We start from the raw sequence: 17,802 nt of genomic DNA on the forward strand, positions 1-17,802 counted from the left end.
TCATTCCACCGATCGTGCAGTTCACGCCTTTTTCGAACAGGCGAAATAAAGAGCGGCTTAGGTTTTCTCCATATTCATAAAGGAGGAAACGCGGATGACCGCTCTTTCCAATTCAAAACGTTATTTCACGCTTGTCGGCACCATTTTGTGCCAGTTCGGCCTTGGTTCGGTCTACACCTGGAGCCTGTTCAACGAGGGCCTTTCAGCAAAACTTTCGCAGCCGCTTACCCAGGTTGCGTTCACCTTCGGTCTGCTGAGCCTGGCGCTTGCCGTCGGCTCGTCGCTTTCGGGTAAGCTGCAGGAGAAGTTCGGGCTGCGCAGCGTCGCGATTACCGCCGGCCTTGCACTTGGCCTCGGCCTTTATCTGACCTCGACTGCTAGCAACCTTACACTCCTCTACATCTACGGCGGCATTCTCGTCGGCGCGGCTGACGGTGCCGGCTATCTGCTTACCCTGTCGAATTGCGTCAAATGGTTCCCCGAGCGCAAGGGCCTGGCTTCGGCATTTTCGATCGGCGCCTATGGTCTCGGCAGTCTCGGCTTCAAATACCTGAACCTCGAGCTGATCAACCGCTTCGGCATGGAAAGCGCTTTCGGCCTGTGGGCGATTGCCGCTCTTGTGCTGGTTGTCGGCGGCGCACTGCTGATCAGCGAGGCTCCGCAAGCACGTGCTCAGACAGCCGGTGCCGGCGCCAGGGACTACACTTTGGCGGAAGCCGTCGGTCAGCCAAGATACTGGCTGCTTGCCCTGATGTTCCTCACCGTCTGCATGAGCGGCCTATATCTGATCGGCGTCGCCAAGGATGTCGGCGAGCGTTACATCGGCCTGTCGGCTTCGGTTGCTGCCGATACCGTCGCCATCATCGCTGCCGCCAACCTGCTCGGCAGGCTCGTCCTCGGTATCCTGTCGGACAAGATCGCCCGTATCCATATCATCAGCATCGCACTTGCCTGCGCCCTGACCGGCATGGCCATGTTGCTCTTCGTACCGCTGAATGAATACTCGTTCTTCTTCGCGGTCGCCTGCGTTGCCTTTTCGTTCGGCGGAACGATCACCGTCTATCCCGGCTTGGTCAGCGACTTCTTCGGCTTGACCAATCTCGCTCGCAATTACGGCCTGATCTATCTGGGCTTCGGCATCGGTAGCGTCATCGGTTCGATCGTTTCCTTCGCCCTTGGTGGCTTCCTGCCGACATTCTACCTGTCACTGCTGCTGCTGTTCGCCTCGCTTCTGTGCTCGATCAGCCTTTGGCCGAGCCGGTCGCATCACGCAAAGACTGCGACCGTACATTGAACGTCGAGAAATTCTTCGGAGGCCTTCACTTCGTGATATCCGATGCCATCTGACTGGCCGCGCACAGCCAACGCTTCAAAGCCTCGCTATTGGCGAGGCTTTGGAAATATGCAGCTGCGGTTGGCCGCCCGCAGCCTCGATCCTTGTCTGGTGGGTCGCCTCGAGGGCGGGCGTTGTGTCGGGTTTCTTGTGCGACGTTCGGACGGCGATCCTAATATCGTCGAGGCATATCGTGCCTTAAATGTAGTCTAGTCCTATATCCAGCACCGGTGCGCTATGGGTGATCCAGCCGACTGATAGTAGATCCACGCCTGAGGCGGCGACTTCAGCTGCTGTCGTCGGATTGATATTGCCGGAAGCCTCGGTAATCGCCCGACCGGCGACGAAATCGACCGCCTGGCGCAACTGGATCGGCGTCATGTTGTCGAGCAGGACGGCATCGATCCCGATCTGCATGGCTTCGTGCAGCTGATCGAGCGTATCGACCTCGACTTCTATCTTGACCATGTGCCCAACCCCCGCCTTTGCGCGCCGGATAGCTTCGGCGATACAGCCGGCAATCGCGATATGGTTATCCTTGATGAGAACCGCATCGTTCAGCGCAAAACGATGGTTCATGCCGCCCCCGGCTCGTACGGCGTATTTTTCGAGCGACCTTAGTCCCGGTGTCGTCTTGCGGGTGCAGACGACCGACGCTTTGCTGTCTGAAATGGCTGACACGATGCCCGCCGTCACGGTCGCTATACCGGAGAGGTGGCCGAGAAAGTTCAGTGCAGTACGTTCGCCGGCCAGCAAGGCGCGGGAAGGCCCTTCGATCGTGGCGATCACATCGCCGGGCTTCACCACCGAACCGTCTTCCATATGGCGAACCATGCCAACCGCCGGATCTATGAGTTGAAACGCAAGCTCGGCGGCATCGAGACCGGCGATCACGCCTCGTTTGCGACTGACCATCGCAAGGCGTGAGCGATGTCCGACCGGAATGACAGCTGCTGACGTGATGTCGCCGGCAAGTCCCAAGTCCTCGATTAGGGCGTTGCGTACCGTGGGTTCGATAACGATCCGGGGAAGCGGTGCAATCATCTCGTATGTCGCTCTTCAAGCAGTGTGAATAAGGGATAGGGGCGCCATTTCGCGGGCGGTGGCCAGCACGGCACTAAATGTCATTCTTCGGCGTCGAGCGTCCGGAAGGCTGAGCGGGTAATCGGTCCGGGCATGGGCCCCACGTGACTCTTCCCGCATTAATGCAAAGACGGCGATGGAAATCGCCACAAGCGCGGGATCAGTCGCCGCCCCATCCTTTTCCACCAATGGCAGCAAACTTCCGATCGCAGATCTTATCGTCTGTGAATTGCGCAATACACCGAGACTACGAGAGACGATGGGTCGGACAAACGAAAGATCCGATGATACCGGCAGTTCGATCGCGTTGCATATCGGAGCCATTGACCTTGGCTTCTCAAGAATATCGCGGGCGGCGCGCATGCCCATGACCGCGGCTTCAAGAAGAGAATTACTGGCTAGCCGGTTTGCACCATGCAGGCCGGTCGAGGCGGCCTCGCCGACGACCCAGAGGCCATCGAGAGTACTGCGTCCTTGAAGATCGGTTGCGACGCCGCCCATGTGATAGTGAACGGCAGGCCGAACGGGAATGCGTTCTTGCAACGGGTCAACACCGGCTTCTCGGCATAGAAGAGTTATTGTCGGGAAACGGCTGGCAAAGCCTTGTCCTAAAGCCTCTCTCGCATCGAGAAAAACCCGGTTGCCTTTGGCGATTTCGGCGCTGATAGCTCTGGCAACGACATCGCGTGGGGCAAGCTCGGCACCCGGTTGATCGGCCATAAACCGCTCATTCCTGTCATTGACAAGAATGGCACCCTCGCCACGCACTGCCTCGCTGACAAGCGCCAACGGCCGCCCGGCGGACCAGTTGGCGGCGTCGAGCGCGGTTGGATGGAATTGTACGAATTCCATGTCGGCAAGCTTGGCGCCGGCACGGGCGGCAAGCATGATGCCTTGCCCGTAATTGCCGCTGGGGGTCGTGGCCATTTCGTAAAGACCACCAAGTCCGCCAGTGGCGAGAACGATCTGCGTTGCAGGAATGACGAGAGGCCCTGATCGGCTTGCGCAGATAAGACCGGACAGTACATCGTCTGTCTTCAGCAAGCGGCGGACTTCGATATCCTCCATGACTGTGATAGAGTGCGTGCGGCTAACCTTCTCCACGAGGGCATGCACAATAGCGGCTCCCGATCCGTCGCCCGCAGCATGAACGATGCGTCGCCGTGAATGAGCAGCCTCCAGTCCAAGCATATGCGCTCCGTCCGGGCTCCGGTCGAACCGCACGCCGGAATTCTCAAGCGATGCGATCGCGGCCGGTGCGTCTGCGAGGATTGCAGCCGCGACTTCGGCGTCACACAATCCGTCGCCTGCTGCCAGCGTGTCTGCCAGATGCAAGCCGAGGCTGTCGTCATCGCCAAGGCTTGCGGCGATACCGCCTTGCGCCCATGCGCTGGAGCTTTCGGTCCCCAATGCCGCCTGTGTCAGGAGAAGAACCGGCTGCGGAACCAGCGTCAGTGCAGTGACCAGTCCCGCGAGCCCGCTGCCGACCACCACGACATGGCCGGCGAAGCGATCGAGATACTCCGTCATATCGCCAGCATCCTTTCGACAGCGAGCCGTGCGCCTGCCGCCACGGCGGGATCGACGATCACCTCGTGGCGATTTTCTTCCAGTGCCAGGCGGATATTGGAGAGCGTGATGCGCTTCATATGCGGGCAGAGGTTGCAGGGTCTGATGAATTCCACGCCCGGATGGTCGACCGCGACGTTGTCGCTCATCGAACACTCTGTCAGAAGAACGACGCGCGCCGGGCTCTTGGCTCCGACATAGTCCGACATGACAGCAGTGGAGCCAGCAAAATCAGCTTCCGCTACCACGTCAGGCGGACATTCGGGATGCGCCAGAATGGTGATGCCGGGATGCGCATCGCGCAGGTCGCGCACATCCTGGGGGGTGAAAAGCTCATGCACTTCGCAGTGGCCATGCCAGGCTATGATCTCGACATCTGTCTCGCGCGCCACGTTTTGTGCCAGATATTCATCCGGGATCATCAGGACTTTCGATGCGCCAAGAGATTCGACAACCTTCTTTGCATTGCCCGACGTGCAGCAAATATCCGATGCCGCTTTCACGGCTGCCGATGTGTTTACATAGGTGATAACCGGTACGCCGGGATGGGCCTGACGCAGAAGCGCCACGTCTTCCGGCGTGATGGATTCGGCCAGCGAACAGCCTGCGCCCATATCCGGGATGAGCACGGGTTTTTCCGGGTTGAGTAACTTGGCTGTTTCGGCCATGAAATGAACGCCGGCCAGAACGATCACGTCCGCCTCTACATCGATTGCCTTGCGAGCGAGCGCCAGACTGTCGCCAACGATATCGGCAACGCCATGGAAGATTTCCGGTGTCTGGTAATTATGTGCGAGGATTACCGCATTACGGCTTCGTTTCAACTCGAGGATCGCTTCAACGTCTTTCTGGTGCGACAACCACTCGGCTTCAGGCATGACTCTGCGAACGCGCTCATAGAGCGATAACATGGAAATGGGCGAATTCATCGATAGCCTCCGTTAATACTCAATTTGAGTATATATGGGGCAAGCTAGTTATTCTCGATTCGAGATTATGTCAATTGCGCGAGAGCGGAAGTCTCGAACCCGACAGGGCTCGTTCTTCAAGGACCGCATGCCGATAACGAAAGAGCTTGGCCGGACGGCCGCCGGTCTCGCTGCTCATGCCGCCGGTTTCCTCGATCAACTCCTGTTGATCTATGAGCCGCCGGAAATTTGGTTTGTGCAGTGTCAGCCCCGCCAGCGACTCGACGGTTCGCTGCAGCTGCAGCAGTGTAAAATTTTCCGGCATCAGTTCGAAGACGACCGGTCGATATTTGATCTTGGCGCGCAGCCTTGCGATTCCAGTCGCAAGAATACGGCGATGATCCGCAAACATCGGGCGCCCGGTCGCAGGATCGGCTTTTCCCCCCGCCTCCGCCACGATCCCGGCCTCGTAAAGCAATTCATATCGCTGCAATGCCAGGTCTTCGTTCCAAGGGCTGCCGTCCAGCCCGAAGGCGAAATCGGTTCGGCGCTGGCGATGTTCGCGCCGGGAAGGTTCGGCGATGATCCATGCGTGTAGACCTTTTGCGATGGACAGAAGACAATTGGGTCTTCCATCGCGATGATCTTCCCAAGGAAAATACTCGTACCAGCCATGCCAGCCGGGCCTGCCTGCACCGGGCGCTGCCTGTTCGCGAACAAGCCCAAGATAGCTGATCGAAATCGTCCTGCCTTCATCGCCCCCCGCCGATGAACGATCCCGGTCGGCGAATGTGTAGAGTTGCTCGAGATAACCAATGGGGTGTCCGGTCTGGTCGCCAATCCATTCGCGCAAACCCGATTGCAGGCTGCGGTGGCCCAGCTCGAACGGACCAGACGGTAGCGCCTCTCCCGCTCTTACCGTCATGACACGCGGAACACCGCTCGTCACGGCAGTGAGTGCGGCAATGAGCTCGATATGTGTTTGTTTATCCGGCAAACGAGGTCCTGTCTGGTCTCAAATCTATCGTCATATCTCCCATTTGATCTGCTATCAGAGCGGGCAGAATTTGGGAATGAATGCATTGGGGATATCTATTGTTGTTCAAGGATGTGAGCTCATAGAGCCTCGCTGTGCCAGTCAATCCGACGGTGGATGAACCAGTTAAGTATCCGCACCAGCTCGCGGAGCGAATTGCTGTATTTGACCCGGCCTGCCGGGGCCGGTAGACGAACCTGATCCGGCGGGTAGCGACGTAGATGCAGCCGTCGGAATGGAAATCCTTTCGATGAGGCTCCTATGACCGATCTTTTCGATGCCGCACCGCGCACCGGCTCCATGCCGCTTGCTGCGGAATTGCGCCCGGCAACACTCGACGAGGTTATCGGTCAGGAGAAGGTTCTCGGCGAGGGAACTATGCTGCGCAGGCGCATCGCGGCCGGGCGGCTTGGCAGTATCATTCTATATGGCCCGCCGGGTCTTGGAAAAACCTCGATTGCCCGCGCCATCGGCAACATGCTGGGCAAGAATTTCAGGCCGCTGCATGCCGCGCATAACAATGTTGCCGATATTCGAAAGATCGCCGACGAGGCGCGCATGCGCCCGACGCTGCTGTTCGCCGATGAGGTGCATCGCTTCAGCGCAACGCAGCAGGATCATCTTCTGGCGCTCTGCGAGGAGGGGATCGCCGATTTCATCGGGGCAACGACCGGCAACCCCTATCACTCGCTGACGCCGGCTCTGATTTCGCGCTCGACCATCCTGAAGCTAGAGCCCCTGGCGATCGAGGAGATGGAGGAGGTCGTGCGCCGCGGGCTTGATCATCTTGTCGGCAAAGGCATTGCGGTCGAGCTTGCACCGGCACTGCTGCGACGCATTGCCGGCCGCTCCGGCGGGGACGCGCGCCGTGCCCTCACGGTGCTCGAAAGCCTCGCCGTCGGCCATCCTTCGGACAAGCCGGTGGTCATCACCGAGGCAATGGTCGACGAGGCTTATGCGGCGGCACCGGTCAATCATGACCGGTCCGGAGACGCGCATTATGATGTGGTCTCGGTCTTCGTGAAATCCATGCGTGGCTCGGATCCGGATGCGACGCTCTACTGGCTGGCGCGGTTGGTGCATGGCGGCGAGGATCCGCGCTACATCGCCCGTCGCATCATGATCCACGCCTCGGAAGATGTTGGGCTGGCGGACAATACCGCGCTGCAGACGGCTGTTGCAGCGCTTCATGCGGTGGAAAAAATCGGTTATCCGGAAGCGCAGATCGTGCTGGCGCATGCAGCCCTTCATGTGGCACGCGCGCCGAAATCGAATTCCGCCTGCCGCGGCATTTCGCTGGCACTTGCCCATGTGGCGAGCGAGGCGCCTTCATCCGTGCCTATGCATCTACGCGACGCACATTACAAAGGAGCGGCGGCGCTCGGCCATGTCGGATATGCCTTTCCGCATGATGATGGCCGCGGCTGGAGCGATCAGGTCTATGCGCCGGACGTGCCGCGCGGCGCCTTCTACCAGAGCGATGCGCGCGATGCCGCAACCTTTGAACGGCGGGCGGACGAACACTGGGAACAGGTAACGGGCCGCGCCACGGCACGCCGTTTCGGCGACAAACGCTGATCCTGGCGCTAACCGATCAGCCCGAATCTGCCAGACCGGCGCGCATGCGGTTGACCACTGTCCAGATCAGCAGGACGCAGGCCATGGGCTGGATATGCCATGTCCAGTCCGGCAGGGTTTCGAATATGGCAACGAGCGCGCCCAAGGCTCCGAAGAGCAGGGCACGGTCGCTCTTACCCATCGGTCCTTCGTAATTGCGTCCCTTGCCATGCGCGATGCCGAGAACGCCGGCAAATTCCGTCAGCATCGCAAGAAAAATGATGGCTGCGATCCATGGCAGGGAGAAAGGCGCAATCAGCGCGAAGGGGATGTAGAGCGCTGCGTCCGACACGACATCGGTAATCTCGTTCAGATAGCCGCCAAGCGCGGATTGCTGGCCATGCTCGCGCGCCAGCATGCCATCCACTGCATTGAAGGCCATGCGGAGAAACATCCAGATTGGCACGAGCGCAAATAGCGCCGGCAGAGGCTCGATGATCAACAGGACGCCGATCGCAACCGAAACGATTGACGCAAACAGCGTCACCTGATTGGCGGTCACCCCCATCGCTGCGAACCGCACGACGAGCGGGCGAAGAATGGCCTGGAATGACGACTTCAGTTTGTAGATCGACATGAAAGCTCGAATCCGCTTGATTGCTTTCAAGAAATGCAGACGCAAGTTGAAGAAATCAACTGCAAAACTGGGGTCCTCTTACGTATAGAGTGCAGAACAGCCGAGGGGGAGTGAAAAGGCATGATTGAATCCGCGTTTGCGAGCCATGACGGGGTCGAACTCTTCTATCGCAGCTGGCCTGCCCGTTCCGGTATAGCCAAGGGTGCGATCGTGCTTCTGCATCGCGGCCACGAGCATGGCGGCAGGGTTGCCCATCTCGTTGAAGAGCTTGGTCTCGATGATTTCGCCTTTTACGCCTGGGATGCGCGTGGGCATGGCCGATCTCCCGGCGAACGCGGTCACTCGCCGTCGTTTGCGCATTCGGTGCGCGACCTCGACTGCTTCGTCCGCCACATCCGCGAGACCGGCGGTTTTGCCATCGATCAGGTTGCGGTCGTGGCCCAGAGCGTCGGCGCGGTGCTCGCATCCACATGGGTGCATGATTACGCTCCGGGGATCCGCGCCCTGGTGCTGGCGTCGCCGGCCTTTGACGTCAAGCTTTACGTGCCCTTCGCCCGGGAGGGGATTGCGCTGTGGCAGAAGCTGAAAGGCACGTTCTTCGTCAATTCCTATGTCAAGGCGCGGTTCCTGACGCATGACGCCGATCGTATCGCATCTTTCGAGAGCGATCCGCTGATTACTCGTCCGATCGCCTCCAACATTCTTCTGGAGCTTTACGAGGCTGGCTACAGGGTTGTAGCGGACGCCCGCGCGATCACGGTGCCGACGCAATTGCTGATTTCTGGCAGCGATTTCGTTGTGCGCCACACGCCGCAGCATCGCTTTTTCGAAAACCTCGGCAGCACGATCAAGGAACGTCACGTGCTGCCCGGTTTTTATCACGACACGCTGGGCGAACGCGACCGGGCCAAGGCCGTCAAGAAGGTGCGCTCGTTCATCGCAGAACGCTTCGAGGAGGCGCCGGTTGTTGCTGATCTGAGGCGGGCGCACCTATCCGGTTACAGCCGCGACGAGGCCGACCGGTTGGCTACGCCATTGTCTATCACCTCGCCGCGCGGACTATATTGGGCTTTGACGCGTGCCTCGATCCGCTTCGGTGGTTTCTTTTCCGATGGTATCAGGACGGGCCTGCGCACCGGCTTCGATTCTGGTTCGACACTCGATTATATCTATGAAAACGATGCGCGAGGCCTTGGTCCCGGTGGCCGGTTGATCGACCGGCAGTTTCTCGATGCGATCGGCTGGCGCGGCATCCGGCAGCGCAAGGTGCATCTGGAGGAACTGATCGGTAAGGCGCTGGTGCGCCTGAAGGCCGAGGGAAAGCCGTTGCGGGTGCTCGATATCGCTGCCGGCCACGGGCGCTATATTCTCGATGCCGTGGTGGCATCCAACGTAAAGCCGGACAGTATCCGGCTGCAGGATTATTCTCCGATCAATGTCGAGAAAGGCACAGCACTCATCGCTGAGCGTGGCCTGAGTGACATTGCGAGCTTCCATCGCGCCGATGCTTTCGATACTGCTGGACTGGCTTCGATCGAGCCCCGACCGACGCTCGCCGTGGTTTCCGGCCTCTACGAATTGTTCCCGGATAACGGCGCTATCGAAGCCTCGCTTGCAGGTCTTTCCCAGGCGCTGGAGCCGGGGTCACTGCTGCTCTATACAGGCCAGCCATGGCATCCGCAGCTCGAGATGATCGCGCGGGCGCTCACCTCTCACCGCGGCGGCGAGGCCTGGATCATGCGCCGGCGCACCCAGCAGGAAATGGACCAGCTGGTGGCTGCTGCCGGTTTCCGCAAGATCGAGCAGCGCATCGACAAATGGGGCATCTTCACCGTTTCGCTGGCCGAGCGTATCTGAGGTCGGCATGGGGGAGGGAATTGCATCGGTTCCGGTCGGTACGCGCAGCGCTGTCATGCGAACGGCAGCGCTCTGGCTGCTTTTCCTCGCTCCATTTTTCTATCTCACCTATGGCGTGGCAAACTGGCTGGCTTCGCTGCGCGCCGACGTGCCGAACCTTGCCTTCGGCTGGGAAAAGCACATCCCTTTCTTCGCCTGGACGATCATTCCCTATTGGTCGATCAATGCGTTTTATGCGCTGTCTCTCTTCGTTAACGACACGCCGCAGGATGTCGGCCGTCTGGCGCGCCGGTATCTGACGGCGCAGATCGTGGCGGTAATCTGCTTTATCGCATTTCCCTTGCAGGCGATTTTCGTGCGGCCGGCAACCGATGGCCTTCCGGGCTTCATGTTCGATGTTCTCGGCGGTTTCGACAAGCCGTTCAACCAGGCGCCATCGCTGCATATCGCTCTTCTGGTCATCATCTGGGACCATTGGCGCCACCGCCTGAAAGGCTTTCCACGCGGGATCTGGCACGTATGGTGCCTGCTGATCGGGCTTTCGGTGCTGACCACCTGGCAGCACCATGTCATCGATATTCCAACGGGAGCGCTGCTCGGCCTGTTCGCACTCTGGCTGTTCCCGGCGGATAGAGCCTCGCCGCTTGTTGCGTTTCGCCTCACGAAAAATCGAAAAGCCCTGCGGCTGGCGGTCGTTTATGCGATCGGTGCGACAATCTTCCTGCTGATTGCGGCAGTTTCGGTGCACAACAACGGTGCAGGCCTGTTGTGGCTATGGCCGAGCCTCGCCTTGGCACTGGTCGCCATCGGTTATGCCGGAGCAGGACCGAAGGTCTTTCAAAAGCAAGGCGACGGGGTGACGAGCCTTGCGAGCCGCTTTCTGCTCTGGCCCTATCGCCTCGGCGCACGGGTGAACCGCTGGTGGTGGACGCACAAGCTTCCGGCCGCGGTCGAGATTGGCGACGGGGTGTTCCTCGGGCGTGCTCCCAACCGTAGCGAACTTGCGGCCTATGCCTCGGTCGTCGACATGACGGCCGAATTTCCCACGCCCCGCGCTGCCGATCTCCATTGGCGTGCGATACCGTCGCTCGACCTGCTGCCGCTAACCGTGTCAAGCATCCGCGATGGAGCGCTTGCGGTCGAGGAAGCCCACGGCAGCGGCCTGGTGCTTGTCTGCTGCGCACTCGGTTTTCAGCGCAGTGCCGCCGTGGTCGCATGCTGGCTCGTGCGGTCCGGCCATGCGGCCAACGCGGCCGTGGCAGTCGAGCAACTCAAGGCGCTCGGCCGCCCGGTACATCTCAAGCCGGAAGTCTATGCGGCGATCGATGAGGCGGCGCGATGAGCGACTGGAAGGCAGCAACGGCAAAGGCGGTCTGGCGGTTGCGCTGCAACGGCATCGGTGGTGGCTTGGTCGCACTATTGCTGCTGGCCGTCGCACCGTTGACGGCAGGCGCTCATGGGTTTGGCGCAGCACTCGGATGGTTGCTGTTGCTGGCCTTCTGCCTTGTTGCTCTGGCGCTCTCGGTTCATCTCCTGTTCGATACAGCACTATTTCGCATAGCGCTTTCGCATGACAGCGAAGAGGTGGGCCTAGCAGCGATCGATGACGTATTGGCGCGAATGGGGCTGAGGACGAAGCCTGCCGTTTCGGCGCCGCTGTCGCAACGGCTTTCCGGATGCCGCCGGCTTATCCTGCTGCAATGGCTGAGCCTTGCCGTTGCCATCGTGCTTTACGGCATTCTTCTGCTCGATGCGATGAATGGAGGTCCCCAATGAGAGGCCGCGCATCCGTGCTTCAGATCGTCTCCGGCTCATTGCTCGCCGTTCTTGCGCGGGCGGTAACCGGGGTGCGCCCCATATGGGCGGGATCGGCGCCGAATGGCCGCCAGCGCATCTATTTCGCCAATCACGCCAGCCATGGCGATTTCATTCTTGTTTCGACCTGCCTGACGCCGGCTGAGCGCAGCCGGACGGCGGCTGTCGCGGGTGCAGATTACTGGGGTTCGGGCCGTGTGCGCCAGTTCATTTCCCGCCGCCTGCTGCGCACCGTGCTTGTCGAGCGCAACTGGGTAGAGCGAACGGTCGACCCGATGCAGGTGATGCTCGATGCGCTTGATGCAGGACAATCGCTGATCTTCTTTCCGGAAGGGACGCGCAACATGACGGAGGAAGCGCTTTTGCGGTTTCGGTCCGGCCTCTACAATCTTGCAGCCGCCCGGCCGGATGTCGAGTTGGTGCCTTGCTGGATCGAGAACATGTCGCGTGTGTTGCCCAAGGGCGCGCTTCTGCCGATCCCGCTTCTCTGCCGTGTCGTTTTCGGTGAGCCGGTGGCGCTCAACGAAGGCGAAGACCGCAAGATCTTTCTCGACCGCGCCCGGCAGGCTCTTCTGGCGCTTGCACCCCAAAAGGATGGAAACAGCCGATGAGCGATGACACCACGCGCCTTTTTCTCGGTCTGGTCGGCGTGCTTTTGACGGCAAGCGTGATTGCGGGGGGGCTCTCCTGGCGCAGCCCGAAGCCGCTGCCGTCGACGCTCGACAATCTCAATGCTCGGATCAAGGCCTGGTGGATCATGGTGGCGGGCATCAGCTTTGCCTTCCTGTTCGGCGCCGGCGGGGTGATCCTGCTTTTTGCCTTCGTGTCCTTTGCCGCGTTGCGGGAATATGTGACGCTGACCAATACGCGCCATGCGGACCGCTGGACGTTGCTCGGCATGTTCCTGATCATCAACCCGGTGCAATATTATTTGATCTGGATCGACTGGTACGGGCTCTATTCGATTTTCATTCCGGTCTACTGCTTCCTGGCCATGCCGGCACTGACGGCGATGCGCGGAGACACGTCCCGCTTTCTCGAGCGGGTCAGCGAGCAGCAATGGGGCATCATGCTTTCCGTCTACTGCATCAGCCATGTGCCGGCGCTGGTGACCTTGCCCATTCCGGGCATTGAAGGGCGGGGACTGCTGCTGATCGCATTCCTTATTGCGACCGTGCAGGGCAGCGACGTTCTGCAATATGTATTCGGCAAGCTTTTCGGTCGTCACAAGGTTGCTCCCAGTATCTCGCCGTCCAAGACCTGGGAGGGACTGATCGGCGGGATCGCCAGTGCATCGCTGATGGGCGCAGGGCTTTACTGGCTGACGCCCTTTTCGCCGCTGGAAGCCGGAATGCTTGCCGCGCTGTCCTGCGTCATGGGGTTCTTCGGTGGCCTTGTCGCTTCCGCCATCAAGCGCGACGGCGGAGTCAAGGACTGGGGCCACATGATCGAAGGCCACGGCGGTATGCTGGACCGAGCCGACAGCCTGGTTTTCGCCGCACCGGTCTTTTTCCATATCGTTCGCTACGCCTGGACGTAGCGCTGCATACGTCTAACTGGCTCACCCGTGATCGTTATGAAACACGCAGTCACGTTGGCGCGCAGGGCGAGATATTTCGTGTTCCTATATTTTGGATCATTCTTCTGCCACATGCGTTAGTCAACGCTGTGTGTCATCCGCACCCGAACGGATGAACATAATATTATAAGGAGTACAGGGATGAAAAAGACAATTGCCGTGGCCCTCGCCGCCCTTCCGGTCGCATTCGTTGCGACGGTCGCATCGGCCGCTGACGTCATTGGCCGACGTGATGCCGTGCCAACCTATCAAGAGTCTGATCAGCGCGGTGGTGTACGGATCGGTTATCTCGATTGCTCGATCGGTGGCGGCGTCGGTTATGTCTTAGGCTCTGCCAAGGAAGCTGACTGCGTCTTCAAATCGACCATGGGCAGCGAGCCGCTTGACCGCTACACCGGCGTCGTTCGCAAGATGGGCGTCGATCTTGGCTTCACCACCCGCAGCCGGCTGATCTGGGCGGTCTTCGCACCGACTGCAGGTTATCACCACGGTTCGCTCGGCGGCCTTTATCAGGGTGCAACGGCGGAAGCCACCGTTGGCGCAGGTGTTGGCGCAAACATCCTCGTCGGCGGCACATCCGGATCGATCCACCTTCAGACGGTGAGCGTGACCGGCCAGCTTGGCCTCAACCTTGCTGCGACCGGTACATCGGTAACGCTGTCGCCTGCGGCAATGTAATTTTTTGAAACCGGCCTGCCTCGCCATTTTTCGAGGCAGGTCGAAATTGTCACCTGTGCTGATCACCGGTGTATTTTTTCGTATTCAAGCAGTTCTTTCAGTTCAAAGCGACGCGGCCGCACGAGCTGCATGATCGTAATGACCGGAAAGCGCACGCAGCCTTGCGGCAACCTGCGAGAGACTGTCGGTCGCAACCTCTGTCGATAGCACGGACTTTACGAGCAGGCTCTCGCGTGTCGCCTTGTAGCGGGCGCAGGCATCCGCACCGGCCTCGGTCACCATGACCAGCTTTTCCTTGCCGCGACGGCCGGACTTGATCAGCTTCAGCCTTTCCAGCTTTTTCAGCGCATAGGTCACGACATGCGTGTCCTCGATATTCAAAACGAGGGCGATGTCGGCGAGCGTCTTCGGCTTGTTGCGGCTGTTGATGTTGTGCAGGACGAGAATATCGACCGGCGACAGATCCGGCACGCCGGCCGCTGCCATGCAGCGGACCATCCAGCGGCTGAAGGCATGGTTGAGCATGACGAGGCCGAATTCGATCTCGGAGAGTGCGGGAAGCGCGCCGCTTGCCAGATGTTCCGAGGACACGATCGGGCCGAGACTGTGCTCCGCCAGCGGCTGCTTTTCCTGTGACATGCTCCCTCCTCTCCCGCGAAGGAAAGGCGCCACGGCATGGCCGCCGCAGCGCCGTCCGATTATTTCTTGTAGGCGTCGAGAATGGCCTGGCCGTCGGCTCCTGCCTTTTTCGACCAGTCTTCCGTCAACTTGGCGCCGACTTCCGACAGACCGGTCTTCAGTTCGGCGCTCGGTTCCAGGACCTGCATGCCGTTCTTCTTGAGCGTGTCCATGTAGGCGGCCGTCTTTTCGGCGGCGAGCGCCCAGCCGCGGGTTTCGGCCGCTGCTGCCGCATCGGTCACGGCCTTCTGGGTGGCGGGATCGAGCGCTGCAAAGGCCGCCTTGTTGACGAAGATGGCGTTTTTCGGAATCCAGGCCTGGGTGTCGTAATAGTGGGTGAGCGATTCCCAGATCTTCGAGTCGACACCGGTGGCCGATGACGTCATCAGGCCGTCGACGACGCCGGTTGCCAGCGCCTGCGGCAGTTCGGCTGCCTGAACCGTAACCGGCTGCGCGCCGACGATTTCGGCGATGCGCGAGGTGCCGACATTATAGGCGCGCCATTTCAGGCCCTTGAGGTCGGCAACGGAGTTGACGTCCTTCTTGGTGAAGATGCCCTGCGGCGGCCACGGCGTGGTGTAGAGAAGCTTGAGGCCCTGCTTGTCGAGCGCCTGTTCGATGGCGGATTTGGAGGCGTCATAGAGCTTCTTCGACTGGTCGAAGCTTGTCGCCAGGAACGGCACGACGTCGAGGCCGAAGACCGGGTTTTCGTTTTCATGCAGCGACAGCAGAACTTCGCCGACCTGCGCCTGGCCGGTCTGGACGGCACGCTTGATATCCGGCGCCTTGAACAGAGAGGCGTTCGGATGGACGGTGATCTTCAGCTCGCCCTTGGTCGCTTCGTCGATATCCTTGGCGAATTGGTTGAGGTTTTCGACGTGGTAGTTTGCCGGCGGATAGGCGGACGGCAGGACCCAGCTGGCCGCGAAGGACGGTGCGGTGGTGGCGAGAAGGGCAGCGGCAGCAAAGCCCAGGCGCGCAAATTTTCCAGTTACGTTCATCGTGTTCAGTTCCCTCTCTTGTTATCCCGGAAACGCCATTTGCGGCAGAACCATCACGATTTCCGGGAAGACCGTGATGATGGCGACTGTCGCCACGAGCAGGAAGAAAAAGGGTAGCGAAGCTTTCGCTACCGTCAGGCTGTCGCGACCGCTCATCGTCTGGAGGACGAAGAGATTGAAACCGACAGGCGGCGAAACCTCGGCCATCTCGACGATCAGCACGAGGAAGATGCCGAACCAGACGAGGTCGAAACCGGCCTGCTGGATCATCGGCAAGACGACGACGGTGGTCAACACGATCATGGACAGACCATCCAGTGCTGCACCCAGCAGAATATACATGACCGTGAGGACGGCAATCAGCGCGAAGGGGCTGAGGTTGAAGCTGTCGACCCATGCGGCAAGCGCGTTCGGAATGCCGGTATAGCCCATGGCGATCGACATGAAGCCGGCACCGGTCAGGATCAGCATGATCATGCAGGTCAGCCGGGTCGCGCCCATCACGCTTTCCCAAAAGGATTTCCAGGTGAGCGATTTCGACCATGCCGCGATACCAAGCGAGCCGAGCACGCCCCATGCAGCGCATTCCGTTGCCGTTGCCCAGCCGAGCAGCAGCGTTGCGAAAACAAGGATGATCAGCAGCGTGACCGGGATGAGGTTTGCCGATTCCTTCAGCTTTTCCTTGAAGCTCATCTTAGGCGGGGCCGGCGGTGTCTTGTCCGGGTTGAGCAGCGACCAGACGGCGATGTAACCGCAATAAAGAACCATGACGATCAGGCTCGGCAGGAAGCCGGCAAGGAAGATTTGGATGATCGAGACATTGGCCGCTACCGCGTAAACCACCATGGTGATCGACGGCGGGATGAGGATGCCGAGCGTGCCGGCACCGGCAAGCGAACCGAGGCTGACCATTTCGTCGTAACCGCGCTTCTTCAACTCCGGCAGGGCGATCTTGGCGATCATCGCCGTCGTTGCGGCGGATGATCCGGAAATCGAGCCAAACAGGCCGCAGCCGAGCACGTTGACATGCATGAGGCGACCCGGAAGCCAGCCGAGCCAGGGCGCCAGGCCACGGAACATTTCTTCCGAAAGTTTCGTCCGAAACAGGATTTCACCCATCCAGACGAAAAGGGGCAGGGCCGCGAGCGACCAGGAGGCGCCATTGCTCCAGGAATTGGTGGCGAGCACGGCGCCGATCGGGATGCCCGGCATGAACAGCATAGCGATGAAGCCGCAGATCAGCAGCGAAAAGCCGATCCACACGCCGCTTGCCAGAAGCGCCAGGAGGGCAACCAGAATGATGCCGGAAATTTCGACGAGTTCGACTGTACCCATGAGATCAGGCCCCGCTCTGGATGGCGCGTTCGATGGCTTCTTCCGGCGTGTCCGGTGCAGGTTTTTCGTAACGGGGCAAGCCGCCGAACAGCACATGCACAAGCTCGTCGACCATGGCGACGGCAAGGATGATCAGTCCGCCGGAAAAGCCGATCTGCGGGATCCATAACGGCATGGCGATCACGCCCTGGGCGAGGTCGTTGAACTCCCATGAGGTGCGGTTCATGTCGAAGGCATACCACGCGAAATAGACCGCAGCGGCAGATCCGATCAGAAGGGCTGCGACTTCGAAGAGCTGGCGGGTCCGGCCGGTCAGCCGCTCGATCAGCAGGCCGACACGGATCATCTCCCCGGAGCGGAAGGTATGGGCCAAACCGAGAAAGGCGGAGGCCGCCATCGCCCAGGAGGCGAAGTCGTCACCGGCCGGCACGTCTATGCCGAGCGGTCGGCCGGCGGAAAGCGCCAGCATGATGACGAAGATCGAGATGAGGAAAAGCCCGGCCAGCCAGCCGGAAGCAAGATACAACCCATCCAGCCCTTTGCGGAGCCATTCGGGAAATATGCTGTGGTGCGGATCAGCGGCGGACATGACGTGTCCTCCGCTCAGGAATGCGGAAATCGCTCATGTGGCTTCCCCTCGGTTGCCGTTGCAGGCAAGGCTCTTTGCGGCCTTTTGCCTGTTCGATGGGCATGATGCAGCATTGGGCATTTTCCTGTCAACTAATCATTGACGTTT

General features: G+C 60.1%; 17 protein-coding genes. 8 read left to right on the forward strand and 9 right to left on the reverse strand.

The genetic code is table 11. From position 1 onward, the window contains the following. The first annotated feature begins 94 nt into the window (after window positions 1-94). Complete coding sequence (locus tag HNQ72_RS18600) at window positions 95-1,294, forward strand: OFA family MFS transporter (RefSeq protein WP_183994093.1); 1,200 nt, start codon at window positions 95-97, stop codon at window positions 1,292-1,294. A 237-nt stretch (window positions 1,295-1,531) separates the two neighbouring features. Here the strand turns inward: HNQ72_RS18600 and nadC are convergent, their stop codons facing one another. The 4 genes from nadC to HNQ72_RS18620 all read right to left on the reverse strand — a co-directional run bounded on the left by nadC (window position 1,532) and on the right by HNQ72_RS18620 (window position 5,890). Continuing rightward, a complete protein-coding gene (gene nadC / locus HNQ72_RS18605) occupies window positions 1,532-2,377 on the reverse strand; it encodes a carboxylating nicotinate-nucleotide diphosphorylase (RefSeq protein WP_183994094.1) in 846 nt (281 codons plus the stop codon). 15 nt (window positions 2,378-2,392) lie between these two features. After that, window positions 2,393-3,946 (reverse strand): L-aspartate oxidase, encoded by a 1,554-nt coding sequence (locus HNQ72_RS18610; protein ID WP_183994096.1) that lies wholly within the window; start codon window positions 3,944-3,946, stop codon window positions 2,393-2,395. Beyond that, on the reverse strand, window positions 3,943-4,914 hold the full coding sequence (nadA, locus tag HNQ72_RS18615) for a quinolinate synthase NadA (RefSeq protein ID WP_183994098.1): 972 nt from the start codon (window positions 4,912-4,914) through the stop codon (window positions 3,943-3,945). The genes HNQ72_RS18610 and nadA overlap by 4 nt, the downstream gene beginning before the upstream one ends. Window positions 4,915-4,984: 70 nt before the next feature. Beyond that, window positions 4,985-5,890, reverse strand: a complete 906-nt coding sequence (locus HNQ72_RS18620) for an NUDIX hydrolase (protein ID WP_183994100.1) — start codon at window positions 5,888-5,890, stop codon at window positions 4,985-4,987. 300 nt (window positions 5,891-6,190) lie between these two features. On the opposite strand from HNQ72_RS18620, the gene HNQ72_RS18625 reads away from it, so the two are divergent. Next, entirely contained in the window at window positions 6,191-7,507 is a 1,317-nt protein-coding gene (locus HNQ72_RS18625) for a replication-associated recombination protein A (RefSeq protein ID WP_183994102.1), read from the forward strand. 16 nt (window positions 7,508-7,523) lie between these two features. Here the strand turns inward: HNQ72_RS18625 and HNQ72_RS18630 are convergent, their stop codons facing one another. Next, window positions 7,524-8,123, reverse strand: coding sequence for a CDP-alcohol phosphatidyltransferase family protein (locus HNQ72_RS18630; RefSeq protein ID WP_183994104.1), 600 nt, complete (start codon window positions 8,121-8,123; stop codon window positions 7,524-7,526). A 120-nt stretch (window positions 8,124-8,243) separates the two neighbouring features. Between HNQ72_RS18630 and HNQ72_RS18635 the strand changes: the two genes are divergently transcribed. From HNQ72_RS18635 to HNQ72_RS18660, 6 genes are all read left to right on the forward strand, one after another. Further along, window positions 8,244-9,980: a bifunctional alpha/beta hydrolase/class I SAM-dependent methyltransferase gene (locus HNQ72_RS18635; RefSeq protein WP_183994106.1), complete on the forward strand. Its 1,737-nt coding sequence runs from the start codon at window positions 8,244-8,246 to the stop codon at window positions 9,978-9,980. 7 nt (window positions 9,981-9,987) lie between these two features. Then, the gene (locus tag HNQ72_RS18640; protein ID WP_183994108.1) at window positions 9,988-11,322 is read left to right on the forward strand and encodes a phosphatase PAP2/dual specificity phosphatase family protein; all 1,335 of its coding nucleotides are present in this window, start codon (window positions 9,988-9,990) and stop codon (window positions 11,320-11,322) included. Next, a complete protein-coding gene (locus HNQ72_RS18645) occupies window positions 11,319-11,756 on the forward strand; it encodes a hypothetical protein (protein WP_183994110.1) in 438 nt (145 codons plus the stop codon). The genes HNQ72_RS18640 and HNQ72_RS18645 overlap by 4 nt, the downstream gene beginning before the upstream one ends. Further along, window positions 11,753-12,406: a lysophospholipid acyltransferase family protein gene (locus HNQ72_RS18650; RefSeq protein WP_183994112.1), complete on the forward strand. Its 654-nt coding sequence runs from the start codon at window positions 11,753-11,755 to the stop codon at window positions 12,404-12,406. The genes HNQ72_RS18645 and HNQ72_RS18650 overlap by 4 nt, the downstream gene beginning before the upstream one ends. Continuing rightward, window positions 12,403-13,335: a phosphatidate cytidylyltransferase gene (locus HNQ72_RS18655; protein ID WP_183994114.1), complete on the forward strand. Its 933-nt coding sequence runs from the start codon at window positions 12,403-12,405 to the stop codon at window positions 13,333-13,335. Before HNQ72_RS18650 ends, HNQ72_RS18655 begins: the two co-directional genes overlap by 4 nt. Before the next feature lie 180 nt (window positions 13,336-13,515). Beyond that, entirely contained in the window at window positions 13,516-14,052 is a 537-nt protein-coding gene (locus HNQ72_RS18660) for a DUF992 domain-containing protein (protein WP_183994116.1), read from the forward strand. A 102-nt stretch (window positions 14,053-14,154) separates the two neighbouring features. Here the strand turns inward: HNQ72_RS18660 and HNQ72_RS18665 are convergent, their stop codons facing one another. The 4 genes from HNQ72_RS18665 to HNQ72_RS18680 are packed head-to-tail and all read right to left on the reverse strand — an operon-like array spanning window position 14,155 to window position 17,655. Beyond that, window positions 14,155-14,691, reverse strand: a complete 537-nt coding sequence (locus HNQ72_RS18665) for a winged helix DNA-binding protein (protein WP_183994118.1) — start codon at window positions 14,689-14,691, stop codon at window positions 14,155-14,157. 59 nt (window positions 14,692-14,750) lie between these two features. Beyond that, the gene (locus tag HNQ72_RS18670) at window positions 14,751-15,731 is read right to left on the reverse strand and encodes a TRAP transporter substrate-binding protein (protein ID WP_183994120.1); all 981 of its coding nucleotides are present in this window, start codon (window positions 15,729-15,731) and stop codon (window positions 14,751-14,753) included. Between the two features lie 21 nt (window positions 15,732-15,752). Then, window positions 15,753-17,066 (reverse strand): TRAP transporter large permease, encoded by a 1,314-nt coding sequence (locus tag HNQ72_RS18675; protein ID WP_183994122.1) that lies wholly within the window; start codon window positions 17,064-17,066, stop codon window positions 15,753-15,755. A 4-nt stretch (window positions 17,067-17,070) separates the two neighbouring features. Next, a complete protein-coding gene (locus tag HNQ72_RS18680; protein WP_183994124.1) occupies window positions 17,071-17,655 on the reverse strand; it encodes a TRAP transporter small permease in 585 nt (194 codons plus the stop codon). Window positions 17,656-17,802 lie beyond the last annotated feature (147 nt).

Origin of the sequence: Aliirhizobium wenxiniae (genome assembly GCF_014201355.1) — a bacterium.
Lineage (GTDB): Bacteria > Pseudomonadota > Alphaproteobacteria > Rhizobiales > Rhizobiaceae > Neorhizobium > Neorhizobium wenxiniae.